The following is a 21,380-nucleotide window of genomic DNA, read 5'->3' as shown; positions in this document are numbered from 1 at the left end:
CAGGCACCGTTGCTTGCTCCTTCGTCGCCTACGCAACGGCACCTGATCGACGGGACGGCCGCGAACCGCCGCTACGCGGCGCCCCTCCCTAGGGGTCGGGGTACGCGGTGTGCTCTGACAGCGTTAGCGAGTGACGGTGGTTCTTATGAACCCCGTCACTTTGCCGTTGGTGGGGGCAACACGTTCCGGGGCCGTGCCGATAGTCCTCTGGGCCCCGAGCACCGGGGGCACGCTGACTCGGACATTATGCGGCCGGTCTATATGATGACTCGATCTGCGCGATGCGGGGCAGCCGCACGTGCAGACGCGATGAGAGGTGAATGAACTCGAATGGAAACTGCCCGTCGTTCTGCCCGCGGTAATCGCCGTCGCCGGTCGAGCAGTCCGACATTCGGGCAGTTGCTGACGGGAGCGGTCGAATCGGCCGCCGATCGGGTCGCGGTCCGGTTCAACCCGTCCGGTGACCCGGCCGACCAGCGTCAGCTCAGCTATTCCGAGTTCGATCAGCAGTCCTCGCAGCTGGCCCGCGCGCTCATCGCTCGCGGGATCGGCCCCGGCGACGTCGTCGCCATCGGCATCGCCCGGTCGATCGACTCCGTGCTCGCGGTGTGGGCGATCGCCAAGACCGGCGCCGCCTACGTCCCGGTCGACCCGAACTACCCGGCCGACCGCATCGCGCACATCGTGTCCGACTCCGGCGCGGTGCTCGGGCTCACCACCGCCGCGCATCGCGACGTGCTCGGTACGGCGCTGCCCTGGCTCGAGCTCGACGACGCCGAGACGGCCACCACGATCGCGGCCCAGCCCGCGCACCCGATCTCCTACACCGACCGGATCCGCACCCTCGACGAGCGGCACCCGGCCTACGTGATCTACACCTCGGGTTCCACCGGCAAGCCCAAGGGCGTCGTGGTGACCCACACCGGTCTGGCCGGTCTGGTCGCCGCCGAGCGCGCGCACTACCGCGTCGCCGCCGACTCGCGCGTGCTGCACGTGTGTTCGCCGAACTTCGACGTGTCGGTGCTCGAACTGCTGCTCACCTTCTCCGCGGGCGCCACCCTGGTGATCGCGCCGCCCGGTGTGTTCGGTGGTTTCGAGCTCGCGGATCTGCTGCGCCGCGAACAGGTTTCGCACATGCTCATCACCCCGGGCGCGCTGGAATCGGTGGATCCGGCGGACCTGGACGACCTGCGCGTGGTGGTCGTCGCCGGTGACAAGTTCGGTCCGGAACTGGTCGGTCGCTGGGCCGTGGGCGAGCGTGAGTTCTACAACGGCTACGGCCCCACCGAGGCCACCATCCTGGCCAGCAGCACCGCGCCGATGGATCCGGCCGCGCCGGTGACGATCGGTGCCGCGATCGCCGGTGTCGGTGCGTTCGTGCTGGATTCGCGGCTGCGGCCGGTGCCCGCGGGCGTGATCGGCGAGCTGTATCTGTCGGGTCCCGCGCTGGCACAGGGTTACCTGAACCGCCCCGCGCTGACCGCGGAACGTTTCGTCGCCAGCCCGTTCGGCGCCGAGTCCGGTGACGCGAACGCGCGCCTGTACCGCACCGGAGACCTGGTGCGGCGCAGCGAATCCGGCGACGGCGTCATCGAGTACATGGGGCGCTCGGACTTCCAGGTGAAGATCCGCGGCTTCCGGATCGAGCTCGGTGAGATCGACAACGCGCTCACCGCACACCCCGACATCGACTTCGCGGCCACTCTCGGCAAGACTCTGCCCTCCGGTGTGACAGCGCTGGTGTCGTATGTGATGCCCCGCTCCGGCGCGACGCTCGAGGTGACCACGCTCGACGCGTTCCTCGCGGAATCGTTGCCCGGCTACATGATTCCGGCCGCGATCATGGTGCTGGATCGGATCCCGCTGACGCCGGTGGGCAAGCTGGACCGAAAGGCGTTGCCCGAGCCTGTTTTCGCGGTGCGCGAGTTCCGCGCGCCGGTGACTCCGGTGCAGCAGGTGGTGGCCGACATCTTCGCCGATCTGCTGACCGCCGGTGCGCCGGACGAGATCCGGGTCGGTGCCGACGACGACTTCTTCGAGCTCGGCGGCAACTCGCTGCTGGCCGCGCAGGCCGCCACGCGCCTCGGCGCCGCGCTCGACACCCGGATTCCGGTGCAGGTGCTGTTCGAGGTCAGCACGGTCTCGGGGCTGGCCGAACGCGTCGAACGTCATATCGGCACCGGTTCCGGCCACGAGCTGGTCGCGCAGCAGCGCCCCGACTCGATTCCGCTGTCGTTCGCCCAGCAGCGGATGTGGTTCCTCAACCAGTTCGATCCGGCCAGCGCGGTGAACAACATGCCGATCGCGGTGCGCCTGTCGGGCGCGCTCGATGTCGACGCATTGCGTGTCGCGGTTACCGACCTGGTGGCCCGCCACGAGGTGCTGCGCACGATGTATCCGCCGGTCGACGGGGTCGGCACGCAGCTGGTGCTGCCGCTGTCGGACCCGCGCGCCGTGCCCGCTCTGGCGGCCGACGAGGCAGGCGAGGACGCGATCGCCGCCCTGGTCACCGAGACCGTCAGCGCGGGCTTCGATGTCACCGTCGCGCCGCCGCTGCGCCTGCGGCTGCTGCGACTGAGCGCGACCGAGCACGTGCTGGTCTGCGTGATGCACCACATCGCCGGTGACGGTGTGTCGATGGGCCCGCTCACCCGCGACCTGATGACCGCCTACGTCCAGCGCAGCGCGGGTAACGCGCCGGGCTGGCCCGAATTGGCCGTCCAGTACGCCGATTTCACGCTATGGCAGCGGGCCGTGCTCGGGACCGAGGACGACCCGGAGTCGATCCTGACCCAGCAGATCGACTTCTGGCGCACCCAGCTCGCCGGTGTGCCCGACCAGCTCGAGCTGCCCACCGACCGGCCGCGGCCCGCCACCGCCTCCTACCGTGGTGCGAGCCTGGACTTCCGCATCCCGGCCGAGGTGCACGCCGGGTTGGATCAGATCGCGCGCGCCCATAATTCGACGTTGTTCATGGTGGTGCACGCCGCGCTGTCGGCGCTGCTGGCCCGGCTGTCGGGCAGCACCGACATCGCCATCGGCACCCCCGTCGCGGGTCGTGGTGACGCCGCCCTCGACGACCTGATCGGCATGTTCGTCAACACCCTGGTACTGCGCACCGAGGTCGACCCGGCGGGCAGCTTCGAAGAGCTGCTCGCCTCGACTCGCGCGGTCGACGTCGCGGCCTTCGGTCACGCCGATGTGCCGTTCGAGCGATTGGTCGAGCTGCTCGACCCGGCCCGTTCGACCGCGCGGCACCCGCTGTTCCAGGTGATGCTCGCCTTCCAGAACATGGCGCGCACGGCACTGGAACTGCCCGGTCTGACCGTCGCGGGCGTCGAGATGACCATTCCGTTCGCCAAGTTCGACCTGCAGTTCGAGATGGTGGAGGACACCGATCGCCACGGTGCGCCGCACGGCATCGCGGTCGGGCTCACCTACGCCACCGATCTGTTCGACGCCGAGACCGTCGCCGGGTTCGCCGATCGATTCCAGCGGTTGCTGGCCGCGATCGTCGCCGCGCCCGCCGCGCCGCTCGGTGCGATCGAGCTTCTGGAGCCCGCCGAGCTGGACCGGATCCTGGTGCAGTGGAACGACACTCGCCGCGACCTCGCGCCGGAACTGTTGCTCGACGGCTATCGACGTGCGGTGGCCGAGCACCCCGATGCTGTCGCTGTCGCGTACGAGGGCGCCGAGCTGACCTATCGGGAGTTCGACGAGCGGGTCAACCGGCTCGCCCGGCTGCTGGTGACCCACGGCGTCGGTCCCGAATCCCTGGTCGGCCTCGCGGTTCGGCGCTCGCTCGATCTGGTGGTCGGGATGTACGCGATCGTGACCGCAGGTGGTGCGTATGTGCCGATCGACCCGGACCATCCGGCCGATCGCATCGCCCACATTCTCGAGACCGCCGCGCCCGCCGCTGTGCTGAGCACCACCGCGGACGCGATCGAGGTGCCCGCGGGTGTGCCGGTGATCCTGGTGGATTCCGTTGTGCTCGAAGAGTTCTCGGGCGCGCCTGTCGAGCCGGCTCGGCCGGTCCGGCCCGAGAACCCGGCCTATGTCATCTTCACCTCCGGTTCCACCGGGCGTCCCAAGGGTGTGGCGGTGTCGCATGCGGCGATCGTCAACCAGATGGTCTACATGGGCGCCGAGTACGGGATCGGCCCGTCGGATGTGTATCTGCAGAAGACGCCCGCCACGTTCGACGTGTCGCTGTGGGGTTACTTCCTGCCGCTGCGGACCGGCGCGAAGCTGGTCGTGTCGACCCACGACGGACATCGCGACCCGCTGTACCTCGCCGAAACGATCGCGGCACAGGGCGTGACGCTCACCGACTTCGTGCCGTCGATGCTGTCGGTCTTCGCCGCGCACACCACCGCCGGTTCGATTCCGAGCCTGCGGGCGGTGTTCGCCGCCGGTGAGGCGCTGCCCACCGAGACCGTGGCCGACGTGGCCCGCGTGTCCACGGCCGGGGTGCACAACCTGTACGGGCCCACCGAGGCTGCTGTCACCGTGACGCGATGGCCCGCAAGCGATTCCGATCGCGGGTCGGTGCCGATGGGCGTGCCGGAATGGAATACCCGTGTCTACGTGCTGGATTCACGCCTGCGCGCGGTGCCTGCCGGAGTGGTCGGCGAGCTGTACCTCGCCGGTGACCAGCTCGCGCGCGGCTATGTCGCCCGTCCAGGTCTGACCGCGGATCGGTTCGTGGCCAACCCCTTCGAGCCCGGCGCGCGGATGTACCGCTCCGGCGACCTCGTCCGCTGGGGTGGATCCTCGGCCGAGCCCGCGCTGGAATACCTGGGCCGCACCGACTTCCAGGTGAAGTTCCGCGGTCAGCGCATCGAGCTCGGTGAGATCGAGACCGCCCTGCTCGCCCAGGAGGCGATCAGCCAGGCCGTGGCCCTGGTACTCGACACCGCGTCCGGCCAGCACCTGGTGGCGTATGTGGTGGCGCGGCCCGGCGAGGAGCCCGACCCCGCGGCGCTGCGTACGGCCGTGGCGGACTCGCTGCCCACCTACATGGTTCCGACCGTCGTCACGGTGCTGGACGGCTTCCCGCTGAATCCGAGCGGCAAGCTCGACCGCAAGGCGCTGCCCGCCCCCGCGTTCACCGCGGGCGAATTCCGCGCTCCTGTCAGCCCCGCCGAGGAGATCGTCGCCGGGGTCTTCGCGGAACTGCTCGGCATGGCCCGCGTCGGCGCCGACGACGACTACTTCGCGCTCGGCGGCAACTCGCTGCTCGCCACCCGGGCGATCGCCCGCATCAACGAGGCGCTCGACGCCCACCTCGCCATCCGCGACCTGTTCGAGACGCCCACCGTGTCGGCCCTGGCCGCGCGCGTCGGTGCGGCGAGCGGTGCCGCTGCCCGACCGCCGCTGGTCGCCGCCGAACGGCCACAGCGCATTCCGCTGTCGCTGGCTCAGCAGCGCATGTGGGTGGTCAACCAGGTCGACCCCGCCTCGGGCTCCTACAACATCCCCTTCGCGATCCGCCTCACCGGTGAGCTCGACATCGCCGCCCTCGGCGCCGCGGTCACCGACGTGCTCGGCAGACACGAGTCGCTGCGCACCTACTTCCCGGTGTCCGACGGCAGGGCTTTCCAGGAGATTCTCTCCGTGGCCGATGTGCTGCCCGAGGGGCTCCAGGTCGAGACGACCACCGATGTCCTCACTCGTGCGGGCGAATTGGCCGGTGCCGGTTTCGATGTGACGCGTGAGGTTGCGCTGCGTGCGCGATTGCTCACCGACGGGACTTCGGCCGAGTGGCTGCTCGTTGTCGTGGTGCACCATATTTCGGCCGACGGCGCGTCCTTGGCCCCGCTCGCCCGCGATCTGATGACCGCTTACGTGGCTCGTGCCGCGCACCAGAGCCCGGCGTGGACGCCGCTGGAAGTGCAGTACGCGGACTTCGCGCTGTGGCAGCGGGCGGTCGTCGGCGACGACGAGCAGCCCGAATCCCTGGCCGCCGCCCAGCTCGACTACTGGCGCAACCAGCTGGCCGACGTGCCACCGCTGCTGGAACTGCCGCAGGACCGCCCGCGGCCCTCGGTGCCGACCCTGCGCGGCGCCACGTCCGAGCTGCGGTTGCCTGCCGAGGTGCACGCCGCCCTCAATCACTTGGCACGCGAGCACAAGTCGTCGCTGTTCATGGTCGTGCACGCGGCGCTGGCCGTGCTGCTCGGACGCTTGTCGGGCACATCCGACATCGCCATCGGCACCGCTGTCGCCGGGCGCGGTGAGCGGGCGCTCGACGAGCTGGTCGGCATGTTCGTCAACACCCTGACCCTGCGCACCACCCTCGATCCGGCCGGTTCCTTCGACGAGGCCGTGGACGTGGCGCGGGAGACCGACCTCGGCGCGTTCGCCAATGCCGACCTGCCGTTCGAGCGGGTCGCCGAGGTCGTCGCGCCCGGACGAGGCAGTGCGCAGAGCCCGCTGTTCCAGGTGGCGCTCACCTTCAGCAACAACGAGGCGGCCGCGCTCGAACTGCCCGGCCTCACCGTGAACGCGCTGGACACCGCGATCGCCGCCAAGTTCGACCTGCAGGTGGACGTCGAACCGCGCTTCACCGCCGCCGGTGATCCCGACGAGCTGGTGACGCTGTTCAACTACGCCACCGACCTGTTCGACGAGGCCACCGTGCGCAGCATCGGCGCCCGCTTCGCCCGCATCCTGACCGCCGTCGCCGCCGACCCGCAGATCCGGATCGGCGACATCGACATCCTCGACGAGTCCGAACGCACCCGGCTGCTCGCCGGCGCGGCCAAGGCGCCCGCGCCGAGCACCCCGTCGGGCGGCACCACTCTGGCGCAGGCTTTCACCGCCGCCGCCGAGGACGACCCCGAGGGCCCCGCGCTCGTCTGGGGCGACGACGCGCTGACCTACGAGCAGCTCGACGCCCGCTCCGCCCGCCTGGCCCGGCTGCTGATCGGGCGCGGCTTCGGGCCGGGAGACGGTGTGGCCGTCGATCTTCCGCGTGGCGTCGACTGGGCCGTCGCGGTCTGGGCGATCCTCAAGGCAGGCGCGGCCGTGGTCCCGGTGACCGGCACCGAGTCGCCCGCCGAACCCGCCGCGAAACTGAGTATCACCGTCGGCGAACCTCGCGGCGTCGACTGGATCTCGCTCGACGACCCGGCGATCAAGACCGAACTGTCCACACAGTCCGCTCGCCCGGTCACCTACGCCGACCGCACCCGAGCTCTGCGCGGCGGTGACCCGGCCTTTGTCGGCGCCGACGGCACCCGCAGTTACGACGAACTCGCCACGGCGGGTGCGCAGGTGCGCGCCGACACCGACCTGACCTTCGAAGCCCGCACCTTCGGCCACGGCTCCGTCGACAGCTTCACGGCGCTGGTCGAGCCGGTGGCCGCGGGCGTTGCGGGCGCGTCGATGGTGCTGGTGCCCGGTGTCGCGGACATCGGGGTAGCCAACGGATTGTCGGCGTCACTGGCCGAGGAGTGGGTAACCCATTTGTTCGGTGACCGGGTGGGGATCGAGGCGCTCGATACCGCCGAGCTCGGTGATCTGCAGGCGCTGATCGCCGATGATGCCGCACCGGGCAATCCGGGGGCGGCCGAGGCAGTGCTGGTACTCGGAGATCTGCGCGCCCCGGTGGCGTGAGCGGCGCCCGCGGTGCGGGGGGCCCCGCTGCGGGACAACAAGTTTCGGTGATGGGTGAGGTGGAACAGCTATGACACGACCGGCAAGAACCCGACCGGTTCGTACGCGTCGCCCGCGCGTCACCGCGTTGGCACAGCTGCTGGCCACCGCGGTCGAGACCAACCCCGACGGTCTCGCGGTCGTCCTCGCCGACGCCGCCCGCACCCTCGGCAGCCTCACCTACGCCGAACTCGACGAGCGGTCGAACCGCATCGCCCGCTTCCTGATCGGTCGTGGCATCGGCGCGGGCGACCTGGTAGCCATCGGAATCCCGCGCTCCATCGAATCGGTCCTCGCCGTCTGGGCCGTCACCAAGACCGGTGCGGGCTTCGTCCCCGTCGACCCGAACTACCCCCCGGATCGGGTGGCGCACATGGTCACCGACTCCGGCGCGGTCTTCGGACTGACCGTCGCGGCCGTCGCCGACGGACTTCCGGTCCAGGTGCAATGGCTCCGACTCGACGCCGAGCCGACCGGCGACACGCACGACAACGGCGCTCGGCCTGCGGGTGGCCGGCGCTACGGCACCGACCAGGCGGACCCTTTCGACAGCCTCTCCGGCGAGGCGATCACCTCCGCCGACCGGCTTCGTCCGGTGCGGGCCGAGGATCTCGCCTACCTCATCTACACCTCCGGCTCCACCGGCCTGCCCAAGGGCGTCGCGGTGACGCAGGCCGGGCTCGCGGGGTTCAGCGAGGAGCAGCGTCGGCATTACGGTGTCGAATCCACGTCGCGCACGCTGCATTTCGCGTCGCCATCCTTCGACGCGTCGCTGCTGGAGCTGCTGCTGGCGATCGGCGCGGGCGCCACGATGGTGATCGTGGACCCGAGTGTGTACGGCGGCGACGATCTGGCCGCGCTGCTGCGGCGGGAACGGGTGAGCCACGCGTTCATCACTCCGGCCGCGCTGGCCTCGATCGACCCGGACGGGCTCGACGACTTCCGGGTGGTGGCGGTCGGCGGCGAGGCGGTTGCGCCGGATCTGCTGCGGCGCTGGGCGATTCTCCTCGCCGATGGCACCCTGCGCGAATTCCACAACGTGTACGGGCCCACCGAGACGACCATCGTCACCAACATCAGTGTGCCGCTGAAACCGGGCGACCCGATGACCATCGGCGGCCCGATCAACGGGGTCGCCGAATACGTCCTCGACGACCGGCTCGGCCCCGTTCCGCCCGGCGTCACCGGCGAGCTCTACATCACCGGCGCCCAGCTGACCCGCGGCTACCACGCCCGCCCCGCCCTCACCGCCTCTCGCTATGTCGCGAATCCGTTCGACCCGGCCGGTTCTCGCCTCTACCGCACCGGTGATCTGGTCCGCTGGACCGCCGATGGCGTGTTGGATTATGTGGGCCGCAACGACTTCCAGGTCAAGATCCGTGGTTTCCGCATCGAACTCGGCGAGATCGACGCGGTGCTCTCGGCCCACGAGAGCCTCGACTTCGCCGCCACCATCGGCCACGAACTCGACAGCGGCGCCACCATTCTGGTGTCCTACGTGCACGCGGCCCCGGGCGCGACCGTCGACCACGCCGCGCTCACCGCCTTCGCCGAGCGCAGCCTGCCCGCGCACATGGTGCCGACCGTGCTGATGGCACTCGACACCATTCCGCTCACCCCGGTCGGCAAGCTCGACCGAAGGGCGCTGCCCGCACCGATCCTCGAACACGCCGAATTCCGGGCTCCCACAACGGCGGTCGAGGAGATCGTGGCAGGCACCTTCGTTCAGGTGCTCGACCTCGGCGACACGCAGCTCGGCCTCGACGACGACTTCTTCGCCCTCGGCGGCAACTCGCTGATGGCCACCCAGGTCGCCGCCCGCCTCGGCGCCGCGCTGGACACCGAGTTTCCGGTCCGGCTGCTGTTCGAGGCGTCGACGGTGGAAACGCTGGCCCGGCGACTCGCCGAATCTGCCGGTGCGGGTGCACGTCCCGCGCTGACCGCCGGGGAGCGGCCCGCACGGATTCCGCTGTCGCTGGCCCAGCAGCGGATGTGGTTCCTCAACCAGTTCGACCCGGGATCGGTCGCCTACAACATCCCGATGGCGGTGCGGCTGCACGGTGCCATCGATGTCGAAGCTCTGCGCGCCGCCGTGGCCGACCTCGTCGCCCGGCACGAAACCCTGCGCACGATCTACCCCGAGACCGACGACGGGCCGATCCAGCAGATCCTGGCCGGCACCGAGGCGACGCCGCGGCTAGAGGTGTGCTCGATCGCGCCCGAGCAGCTCGACGCCGCCATGCGCGAGTTCGGTTCGTCGGGGTTCGACGTGCGCGGCCAGGTGCCGTTGCGGGTCGCGTTGTTCGAGCTCGGTGGCGACGAAGCGGTGCTCGCGGTGGTCGTGCACCACATCGCCGGTGACGGGTCCTCACTCGCCCCGCTCACCAGGGATCTCATGCTCGCCTACGCGGCCCGCTCGGCGGGTGACGCGCCGGAGTGGGCGCCGTTGGCCGTGCAGTACGCCGACTACGCGCTGTGGCAGCGGGCCTTGCTCGGCAGCGAGGACGACCCGCGATCGCTGGCCTCGGCCCAGCTCGCCTACTGGCGTGGCGCGCTGGCCGGGCTGCCCGACCAGCTCGACCTGCCCGCCGACCGGCCGCGTCCCGCCGTGCAGTCCTTCGCCGGCGGTCGCGTCCCGATCGAGGTCGACGCCGACACCCACCGCGCCCTCCTGGCGGTGGCGCGCAATCAGGGCGCGACGCTGTTCATGGTCGTGCACACCGCCCTCGCGGTGACGCTGGCCAGGCTCGCGGGCACCGACGATCTGGCGGTCGGTACGCCCGTCGCGGGTCGTGGCGAGGCCGCGCTCGACGACCTGATCGGCATGTTCGTCAACACCTTGGTCTTTCGCACCACGCTGCGAACCGGTGAGTCGTTCACCGAACTGCTCGCCCGCCAGCGCGATACCGACCTCCAGGTCTTCGCGAACGCGGACCTGCCGTTCGAGCGACTGGTCGAGGCGATCAACCCCGCCCGCTCCACTGCCCGCCACCCGCTGTTCCAGGTCGGCCTGTCCTTCCAGAACCTCAGCCGCTCCGGCCTCGAACTCGGCGAGACCGCGGTCGAGGGCGTCGACGTGGATCTCGCAGTGTCCCAGTTCGATCTGCACGCCATCGTCGCCGACGGCTACGACAGTGACGGCGTGGCGCTGGGGATCAGCGGCGTGTTCACCTATGCCACGGACCTTTTCGACGAGTCGACCGCACAGTCCTACGCGGAGCGCTTCGCGCGAGTACTCACCGCGATCGCCGCATCGCCGGGCCGTCCCGTCGGCGAGATCGACCTGCTCTCCGATGCCGAGCGTGCGCGAATCCTGCACGACTGGAACGCGACCGGCCATGCCACCCCGGCCACGACGCTGCCTGCCCTGTTCGCCGACACCGCCGCCGCGAACCCGGACGGTGTGGCGCTCGTCGACGTCGAGGGCGCCGCGCTCACCTATCGTGACTTCGCGGCCCGCGTGAATCAGCTGGCGCGACACCTCATCGCGCAGGGCGTCGGTGTCGAGGACCGGGTCGCCTTGGCGATGCGACGCTCGACCGAGCTGGTCGTCGCCATGTACGCGGTGACGCAGGCGGGCGCCGCCTACGTTCCCGTCGATCCCGGCCAGCCCGCCGATCGGGTATCGCATGTGCTCGCGACCGCTGCCCCGACCTGCGTATTGACCACCACGCGTGACGGTTTCACCGCCGGCGTCGACGCGACACGGAGCGCACCGGTGATCGCCGTCGACACCCTGGAGCTGTCGGCGGTGTCAGCCGCCCCGATCGCGGCGAGCGAGCGCATCGGTGTGTTGCGCTCAGGGAACACCGCCTACGTCATCTTCACCTCCGGCTCGACCGGCAAGCCGAAGGGCGTCGCCGTCTCGCACGCCGCCATCGTCAACCAGTTGCAGTGGAAGACAGCAGCATTCGGCCTGGGCCCCGATGACTCGGTCCTGTTGAAGACCGCCGCCACCTTCGACCTGTCGGTCTGGGAATTCTGGTCGGCCGCGATCTGCGGTGGCCGCCTGGTGATCACCGCTCCAGAAGGCCATCGCGACCCCGCCTACCTGCTCCGCGTGCTCGCCGCGCACTCGGTGACCACCCTGCACGTGGTGCCGTCGATGCTCGATGCGCTGCTCACCGAATCCGCCGGTGTCCTGCCGAATTCGCTGCGGCGCGTACTCGCCATCGGCGAGGCGCTCCCCGCCGCCACCGCCCAGCGTTTCCTGGCGACGAACCCAGCGGCGCTACACAACCTGTACGGCCCGACCGAGGCCGCGGTCTCCATCACCGACCACCGCGTCACCACCGCCGATCGCACCACGGTCCCGATCGGCCGGCCCGAATGGAACAGCCGGGTCTACGTCCTCGACGCCCGTCTGCGTCCGGTCCCGGTAGGTGTCGCGGGAGAGTTGTATCTGGCGGGCGCGCAGCTCGCCCGCGGGTATTTCGGCCGACCCGACCTCACCGCGGACCGCTTCGTCGCCGACCCGTTCTCCGAGCTCGGCGCCCGCATGTACCGCACCGGTGATCTCGTCGCCTGGACCGCTGACGGCGAACTCGACTATCGCGGTCGCACCGACTTCCAGGTCAAGATCCGCGGATTCCGCATCGAACTCGGCGAGATCGAAGCGGCCCTGCTCGCCGCACCGCAGATCGCCCAGGCGGCGGTCGTCGCCACGACCGACCCGCAACTCGGTGACCGGCTGGTTGCCTATGTCGTCCCCGCGCCCGGCGGGGCGCTCACCACCGCGCAGGCCAAAGCCGCGGTGGCGCAGGTGCTCCCGTCCTACATGGTCCCCTCGGCCTTCGTCGTGCTCGACCGCCTCCCGCTGAACGCGAACGGCAAGCTCGACCGGGCCGCCCTTCCGGCGCCGGTGCTCGAACCCCGCCGCTACCGCGCGCCCGGGACCGAGCACGAGATCGCCGTAGCCGCCGTCTTCACCGAGGTCCTCGGCGCGCGCAACCCCGGCCTCGACGACGATTTCTTCGCGCTCGGCGGCAACTCGCTGCTGGCCACCCGTGTCGTGCACCACCTGCGCGAACACACCGGCGTGGAGCTCACCGTCGCCGCGTTCTTCGCCGACCCGACCGTCGCCGGTCTCGCTACCAGAATCAGCGACGGCCCCGCAGGCGCGGCCGACCTCGAAGCCGCACTCGCGGTCGTGCTGCCGATCGCCCGCCGCGGCACCCGTCCGCCGCTGATCTGTGTGCACCCGGTCTCGGGTCTGGCGTGGGCCTACGCGAGCCTGGTGCCGCACCTGCCCGAGGATCAGCCCGTGGTCGGCATCCAGTCGCCGGCGCTGAGCGATCCGGAATTCCGGCCCGCCTCGGCCGAGGAGCTGGTCGACCGCTACCTGGCCGAGATCCGCGGCGTCCAGCCCCATGGCCCCTATCAGCTGCTCGGCTGGTCCCTCGGCGGCGTGCTGGCGCAGGCCGTGGCGACCCGCCTGCAAGCCGAGGGCGAGACGGTGGCGTCGTTGACGATGCTCGACAGCCTCCCCGGCGCCGCACTCGCCGATTTCGCCACCGAATTGCGGCACGTGCTCACCGAACTCGGCATACCCGAGCGGCAACTGCCCAGCCAACTCACCGAGCTCGGCGACGAGGCACTGGAATCACTGCACACAACACTCGCTGCGGACACGCCGATCTCGCGCGTGCAGTTCGTGGGCATGTACCGCGGCGCACTGCGCTCGGTGGCGCTTCTCACCGAGCTCGAACCCGCACGATTCGACGGTGATCTGACCTATTTCACCGCCCTGCGGACCCCCCAAAAGCTGGGGGACGGGGCCTCGCGATGGCGCCCGTTCGTCAGCGGGATCATTGCTGACCACCCGGTCGAGGCCACCCACCAGGAGATGCTCTCCGCTGTGGCGGTAGCCACGTCCGGACCGGCAATTGCGCAGGTCGTCGCGGGTGCGGATGGATCCGGCGATACACGTCCGTAACGGACTACATGGGCATTACGATTCTGTTGCGATAGAGTTGGTGTGTCGTGGCGCACACCTCGGCGACGGTCGGCAGCGGCTATGTAGGTGTGGCTATGCTGTGTCCGACTCGGCCGCCGGACGCGAGAGGTGTATAGGTCTGTGGAAACCCCCCGCCGCACGGGCCGTGCCGGTCGCCGACGTACTACCGGCGCACCGTTGTTCGGTCAGCTGCTCACGGCCGCCGTCGAATCCGCGGCCGATTCGATCGCGCTGCGCTACAACCCCACCGGGATGCCCGGCGCGGAACAACACCTCACATATCGGGAGCTCGACGAGCGATCCTCGCGCCTGGCACGTGAACTCATCGACCGGGGGATGGGCGCGGGCGATGTCGTCGCGATCGCCATCGCCCGCTCGATCGAATCCGTGCTCGCGGTGTGGGCCATCGCCAAGACCGGTGCCGCGTACGTGCCGATCGACCCGGCCTACCCGGCCGACCGGATCGCCCATATCGTCGCCGACTCCGGCGCGACCATCGGCCTGACCACCGCGGCCCATCGCGCCTGCCTCGGTACCACCGCGTACTGGATCGAACTCGATGACCCGGTGGTCGCCGAGCGCATCGCCGTGCGGCCGGGGCACGCGGTGAGCTACGCCGATCGGGTCCGCCCGATCGACGAAGCGCACCCGGCCTACGTCATCTACACCTCCGGCTCCACCGGTAAGCCGAAGGGCGTCGTGGTGACGCACACCGGGCTTGCCACATTGGTCGCCGCCGAGCGCGAACACTATGACGTGCAACCCGATTCGCGGGTGCTGCATGTTTGCTCGCCGAACTTCGACGTGTCGGTGCTCGAGTTGCTGCTCGCCTTCGCTACCGGTGCGACCCTGGTGGTTTCGCCGCCGCGCGTGTTCGGCGGTTTCGAACTGTCGGACCTGCTGCGCCGCGAACGCATCACCCACTTGCTGATCACCCCTGGTGCGCTCGAGTCCGTCGACCCGGCCGGGCTGCCGGACCTGTCGACCGTGATCGTCGCGGGCGACCGGTTCGGCCCGGAACTGGTCGGTCGCTGGGCAACCGGTGAGCGCGCGTTCTACAACGGGTACGGCCCCACCGAGGCGACCATCCTCGCCACCAGCACCTCGGCGCTGCGGGCCCACGCGCCGATCACCATCGGCCACGCGGTGCCCGGCATGGGCTTGTACGTGCTCGACGCGCGCCTGCGGCCGGTGCCCGCCGGAGTGGTCGGCGAGCTGTATCTCTCCGGCCCCGCGCTCGCGCAGGGGTATCTGGGCAGGCCGGGGCTCACCGCGCAACGTTTCGTCGCCTCGCCGTTCGGGCCGGGCAGGCTGTACCGCACCGGTGATCTGGTGCGCCGGTTCGAACACGACGGCACGCTGGAATACCTGGGCCGCACCGACTTCCAGGTGAAGGTGCGCGGCTTCCGGATCGAGCTCGGCGAGATCGACAACGCGCTCACCGCGCACCCCGACCTCGACTACGCCGTGACGCTGGGTAAAACGATGCCCTCGGGCGCGACCGCGCTGGTCGCCTACGTGCTGCCGCGCGCCGGCCGCACGATCGACACCGGCGCGCTGGCGGAATTCCTCGCGGAATCGTTGCCCGCGTACATGATCCCGTCGGTCATCATGGTCCTCGACGAGCTGCCGCTGACCTCGGTCGGCAAGCTCGACCGCGCCGCGCTGCCGACGCCGGTGTTCTCCGCCCGCGGTTTCCGCGCGCCCGCCACCCCGGCCGAACAGGTGGTGGCCGACGTGTTCGCCGCCCTGTTGCTGCGTGACGGCGCGGGCCGGGTCGGCGCCGACGACGACTTCTTCGAACTGGGCGGCGACTCGCTGCTCGCCGCGCAGGCGGTGGCTCGCATCGGCGCCGCGCTGGACGTGCGGGTGCCGGTGCAGGCGGTGTTCGAGGCGCCGACCGTCGCCGCCCTCGCCAATCGAGCCGAGCAGCACCGTGTTTCGGCCCACGCGCTCCCGCTGACGCCGCGTCCGCGCCCCGAGCTGGTCCCGCTGTCCTACGCCCAGCAGCGGATGTGGTTCCTCAACCGCTTCGACCCCACGTCGGCCGTGGACAACATCCCGGTCGCGGTCCGCCTTTCCGGCCGCCTCGACCTGCCCGCCCTGCGCGCCGCGATCGCCGACCTGATCGCGCGCCACGAAGTTCTGCGCACGGTCTACCCGGTATCCGACGGTATCGGCGCGGAGGGCCACGGCGCGGTCCTCGACGGCGAAGGTCACCAGCTGGTGCTGGCGGCGGGCGACCCTGCCGCGGTGCCCGAGTTCGAGATCGTCGAGGTGGCGGAGGAAGACCTGACCGAGGCGATCGGCGCTGCCGCGCTGACCGGCTTCGACGTCACCGCCGGGCCGCCGGTGCGGGTGCGGGTGCTCGCGATCTCGGACAACGAGCACGTCGTCGTCTGCGTGGTGCACCACATCGCCGCCGACGGCTTCTCGTTCGCGCCGCTGACCAGGGATCTGCTCACCGCCTACGCCGAACGGCGCGGTGGCGGCGCGCCGCAATGGCCGCCGCTGCCGGTGCAGTACGTCGACTACACGCTGTGGCAGCGCGAACTGCTCGGCGCCGAGCACGACCCGGATTCGCTGCTCGCCGCGCAAGTGGCCTTCTGGCGAAAGACGCTGTCCGGCTTGCCCGAACAGCTCGAACTGCCCACCGACCGGCCGCGTCCCGCCGTGTCGAGCCGGGCGGGCGGGTCGTTGAGCGTCCAGGTCCCCGCCTCGGTGCACGCCGGTCTGTCCGCGCTGGCCCGCGAGCACAACGCCACGCTGTTCATGGTGGTGCACACCGCGCTGGCCATGCTGCTGGCCCGGCTCTCCGGCACCCGCGACATCGCGATCGGCACCCCGGTGGCCGGCCGTGGCGAGCAGGCGCTCGACGAGCTGATCGGCATGTTCGTCAACACCCTGGTCCTGCGCACCGAGGTGAATCCGGCGACGAACTTCGGCGGGCTACTCGCCGAGGTCAGAGCACGCGATCTGGCCGCCTTCGGACATGCCGATGTGCCGTTCGAGCGGCTCGTCGACCTGCTGGAGCCGGTGCGTTCGACCGCGCGGCACCCGCTGTTCCAGGTGATGCTGACCTTCCAGAACCTGGCCCGCACCGACCTGGCGTTGCCCGGCCTCGCCGTCTCCGCCGCCGACTTCACGGTGCCACTGGCGAAGTTCGATCTGCAGGTGGAGCTCGCCGAACACATCGGCGTCGACGGCGCGCCGCAGGGCCTGGCGGCCACCTTCGTCTATGCCACCGACCTCTTCGACCGCGCCACGGTCGCCGACTTCGCCGACCGCTGGACGCGGGTGCTCGCCGCGGTGGTGGCCGACCCGGCCAAGCCGGTCGGCGATATCGACGTGCTCGCCCCCGGCGAGCGTGAACTCGTCCTGCGCGAGGGCTATTCGCCCGGCATCGCGGTTCCCGAGGTCACGCTCACCGACCTGATCACCGCCCAGGCGCAACAGCGTCCCGAGGCGATCGCGATCAGGGCGGGGGAGCGGTCCCTCACCTTCGCCGGCCTCCTCGGTCGGGCATCGGCGCTGGCCCGCGCGCTCGTCGTGCAGGGCGCGGGCCCGGAAACCCTGGTGGCTGTGGCCGTTGCGCGCACCGAGGAGCTGCCGGTCGCGCTGCTCGCGGTGCTGCTGTCGGGTGCGGGCTACCTGCCGATCGACTCCGGATACCCGGCGCAGCGGCTGGCCTACATCGTCGACGACGCGAAACCCGCTGTGGTGCTGACCACCTCGGCCGAGCACGGACTGCTGACGCCGCTCGCGGATCTGCCCGTGGTGTTGCTCGACGAGCCGCCCGTCTACAGCGACGCTCCGCTGCATCCCGATGAACGCCGTGCCCCGCTGCGCCCGGATCATCTCGCGTACGTCATCTACACCTCGGGTTCCACCGGCCTGCCCAAGGGCGTCGGCGTCACCCACCGCAATGTGCTCGAGCTGTTCGCCAACACCCAGCTGCTGTTCGCCTTCGACGAGGACGACGTGTGGACGGTGTTCCACTCCTTCGCCTTCGACTTCTCCGTCTGGGAACTGTGGTGCGCGCTGGCAGGCGGTTCGTCGGTGGTCGTCGTCGACCACCTGACCTCCCGGTCGCCGATCGAATTCCGCGAACTGCTGGCCCGTGAACACGTGACGGTGCTGAGCCAGACGCCTACCGCCTTCGCCCAGCTCGACGAAGCCGACCGGGCCGCGCAGGCCGCGGGCGCCATCGCGCTGCCGGTGCGGTACGTGGTCTTCGGTGGTGAGGCTCTCGACCCCCGCAAGCTCAGCCGCTGGTACGACCGCTACGGAAACGGGCCGGGCGCACCGGAACTCGTCAACATGTACGGCATCACCGAGACCACCGTCCATGTCTCGCACCAGGTCCTGACCGCGCGGACGGCGGACATCGTCGCCGACCGGGCGCCGGTGGACGCCGACCACATCGGCGGATCTGCCGTCGACCTGCCCGGCAGCCTCATCGGCCGTGCGCTGCCCGGACTGTCGGTGGTCGTCCTCGACGACCGTCTGCGTCCGGTGCCGTTCGGTGTGGCGGGTGAGCTCTACATCGCGGGCAACCAGCTCTCGCGCGGCTACCTCGGCAAGCCGGGTCTCACCGCCACCCGCTTCGTCGCCGACCCGTTCGGTGAACCGGGCGCCCGGCGCTACCGCTCCGGCGACCTCGGTCGCTGGATCGGGTTCCGTGGCACCCCCACCCTCGAATACGGCGGCCGCGGCGACCAGCAGGTGCAGCTGCGTGGTTTCCGGATCGAACCGGGCGAGATCGAGGCAGCCCTGCTGCGGGTGCCCGGCGTCGGGCAGTCCGCGGTCATCGTGCGCGCCGACGAGCACGCCGGAGACCGGCTGATCGCCTATGTCGTCCCGGCGACAGATGTAGTCGATCCGAACGACGCGCCCACGACCGTACTTCCGAAGCCGCCGGTAGGCGCGCGCTTCGGACGTGGCGACAGCGGCGCGGGGTTCGACGACGACTCCACGCCCGCCGATCTTCGCGTGGTCGCGGGTCTGGACCCGGTGGAGGTGCGGGCGGCCGTAGCCGAATTCCTCACCGGATACATGGTTCCCGACGCTGTCGTGGTGGTCGCGGAACTACCGATGACCACCAACGGCAAACTCGACCGGGCGGCACTGCCGGCACCGGAGTTCACCGCCGCCACCACCTTCCGCGCGCCGACCACTCCCATCGAACTCAGCGTCGCCGAGGTATTCGCGACCCTGCTCGGCGTGCCCGAGATCGGTCTGGACGACAACTTCTTCGACCGCGGCGGCAACTCGCTGCTGGCCACCAGGGCCATCGCCCGCATCGACCAGGCACTGAGTACCGACCTGGTGGTACGTGACCTGTTCGAGGCGCCCACCGTCGGCTCGCTCGCGGCCCGCGTGCGCCCAGGTTCGGTGGCCGCGCCACGGCCACCGCTGATTCCGGCGCAGGACCGTGGCGTCGTTCCGCTCTCGCCCGCGCAACAGCGGATGTGGTTGCTCAACCGCATCGACCCCGACTCACCGGCGTACAACATCCCGCTGGTCCTGCGGTTGCGCGGCGCGCTCGACACCTCTGCGCTGCGCTACGCCGTCGCCGATGTGCTCGAACGGCACGAGGCGCTGCGCACCCGTTTCCCGGCCGATGACGCCGACGCTGTTCCGTATCAGGAGATCCTGCCCGTCAGCGCGGTGCTGCCGACCGGCCTCGCGCTGGAGGAATGCGACGATCCACGTGACCGGGTGATGCGTTTGCTCGCGGGCGGTTTCGATGTCGCCGAGCGAGTTCCCCTGCGCGCCGGGTTGTTCACCTCGCCCGCCGAGGACCCGCTCGCGGAGGAAGAGTACGTGCTCGCCGTAGTGGTGCAGCACATCATCGCCGACGGTGCTTCGCTCGCGCCGCTGGCCCGTGACCTCGTGATCGCCTATCGGGCCCGCGTCGAAGGACGCTCACCCGCCTGGTCGCCACTGCCCGTGCAGTACGCCGACTACGCGCTGTGGCAGCGCGAGGTGCTCGGCTCGGAATCCGACGAGAATTCCACCGCCGCGAGGCAGTTGGAGTTCTGGCGGCACACGCTGTCGGGGCAGGCGGGCACGGTCGAGCTGCCGCACGACCATCCGCGCCCCTCGCACGCCTCGCTGCGCGGCGCCGATGTGAGCACCACCCTGACCGCCGACGTTCATGTCCGCCTCGCCGAGATCGCCCGCAGGCACAACGCGTCGCTGTTCATGGTCGTGCACGCGGCACTGGCCGTGCTGCTCGCCAGGATCTCCGGCAGCACCGATATCGCGATCGGCACCCCGATCGCCGGCCGGGGTGAACCCGAGCTCGACGACCTGGTCGGCATGTTCGTCAACACCCTCACCCTGCGCACCGAGGTCGACCCCAGCCGCGGTTTCGACGAATTGGTCAGCACCGCACGCGAAGTCGGCCTGGCCGCCTTCGCCAACGCCGACCTGCCGTTCGAGCGCGTGGTCGAGGAGGTGGCCCCGACCGGCACCGTGTCGCACAACCCGCTGTTCCAGGTGGTGCTCTCCTTCCACAACAACGAGACCCCCGTGCTCCGCCTGCCGGGCCTCACCATCGAGGCGATGGACCTCGCGGCCCGGCCCGCCAAGTTCGACCTGCAGGTCAACATCGAACCGCGCCTGTCGGCGACCGGCGAACCCGATGAGATCGGCATCGTCTTCACCTACGCCACCGACCTTTTCGACGAACACACCGTCGCCGCCTTCGCACGCGGGCTCACCGAGATCGTCACCGCGGTCGCCGCCGATCCCGCAGTGCGTGTCGGCGACATCGACCTGCGTGACGCCAGCGAGCGCGAACGTGAGCTGACGGCCGCGGCCTATGCCCCCGTGCCGTCGGCCAACGGTGCCGCGCTGGCACAGGAACTGGCCTCGGCCGTGGAGGAAGACCCGGACGCACCTGCGCTCGAGCTCGGTGAAACGGCGATCGCCTACGCCGAGTTCGATGCCCGCTCATCACAATTGGCGCGTTCGTTGATCGCCCGCGGCGCCGGTCCGGGTACGGGAGTCGCGGTGCGGCTCGACCGAGGGGTGGACGCGGCGATCGCGACCTGGGCGGTGCTCAAGGCAGGCGCGGCGGTGGTGCCGCTGATGACGATGGACGCCCGCCCGCCGGGCAGCAACCTCGAGGTGAAACTCGGCCTGACCATCGACATCCTCGACGCCCCCGACGGGCTGGACTGGTACGACCTGGCCGACCCCGCGCTGCGCGCCGAACTGGCCGCGGAATCACCTCGTCCGATCGGCTACGCGCACCGCACCCGTGCCCTGCGCGGCGACGACGTGGCCTTCGCCGGCGGCGGTCGCACGCTGAGCTACGACGAGCTGGCGACCGCGGCCGAGCAGGTGGCCGAGCGCGCCGGGCTCAACTTCGAATCACGCACGCGAGCGGCGGGCCGACCTGATTCGGTGGCGGGCGTGCTCGAGATCGTCGCGGCCGCGATCGCGGGCGCGACGCTGGTGATGGGGGCAGACCAGGGGGGTGCGGACGAGGTGAGCCATGTGTTCACCGAGGCCGCGGTGGCCGTTGCCGAACCCGGCGACGGGACAGGTGCGAGGATTGTCGCGCTCAGTGAGATGATCGGCAACACCGGGCAGCCGCACGAGCGGCGCGCGGTGGTCGGGATGGATGGATAGGTGGAACGAACACTGGCTGGTCCGCGCGCGGTGCGGATGAGTGGCAGTGCGCGTCTGTATCGGTACGAGGTGTGCATGACCGGGCAACGGCTAGTCGACTCCGTCGATCGGACGGAAC

3 protein-coding genes are annotated in these 21,380 nt (G+C 70.4%); all 3 read left to right on the top strand.

The window, feature by feature from the left end:
- Nucleotides 1–330 precede the first annotated feature (330 nt).
- The 3 genes from ACFQ9R_RS25550 (at nucleotide 331) to ACFQ9R_RS25540 (ending at nucleotide 21,262) form a co-directional block, all read left to right on the top strand.
- A complete protein-coding gene (locus ACFQ9R_RS25550) occupies nucleotides 331–7,623 on the top strand; it encodes an amino acid adenylation domain-containing protein (RefSeq protein WP_378993717.1) in 7,293 nt (2,430 codons plus the stop codon).
- Between the two features lie 70 nt (nucleotides 7,624–7,693).
- Nucleotides 7,694–13,597, top strand: a complete 5,904-nt coding sequence (locus ACFQ9R_RS25545) for an amino acid adenylation domain-containing protein (RefSeq protein WP_378993715.1) — start codon at nucleotides 7,694–7,696, stop codon at nucleotides 13,595–13,597.
- A gap of 141 nt (nucleotides 13,598–13,738) precedes the next feature.
- The gene (locus tag ACFQ9R_RS25540; RefSeq protein WP_378993713.1) at nucleotides 13,739–21,262 is read left to right on the top strand and encodes an amino acid adenylation domain-containing protein; all 7,524 of its coding nucleotides are present in this window, start codon (nucleotides 13,739–13,741) and stop codon (nucleotides 21,260–21,262) included.
- The last annotated feature ends 118 nt before the right edge of the window (nucleotides 21,263–21,380 follow it).

Source organism: Nocardia sp. NPDC056541, assembly GCF_042794235.1.
Lineage (GTDB): Bacteria > Actinomycetota > Actinomycetes > Mycobacteriales > Mycobacteriaceae > Nocardia.
Note: the sequence above shows the minus strand (reverse complement) of the source record. Positions and strands in the feature narration are given on the sequence as shown.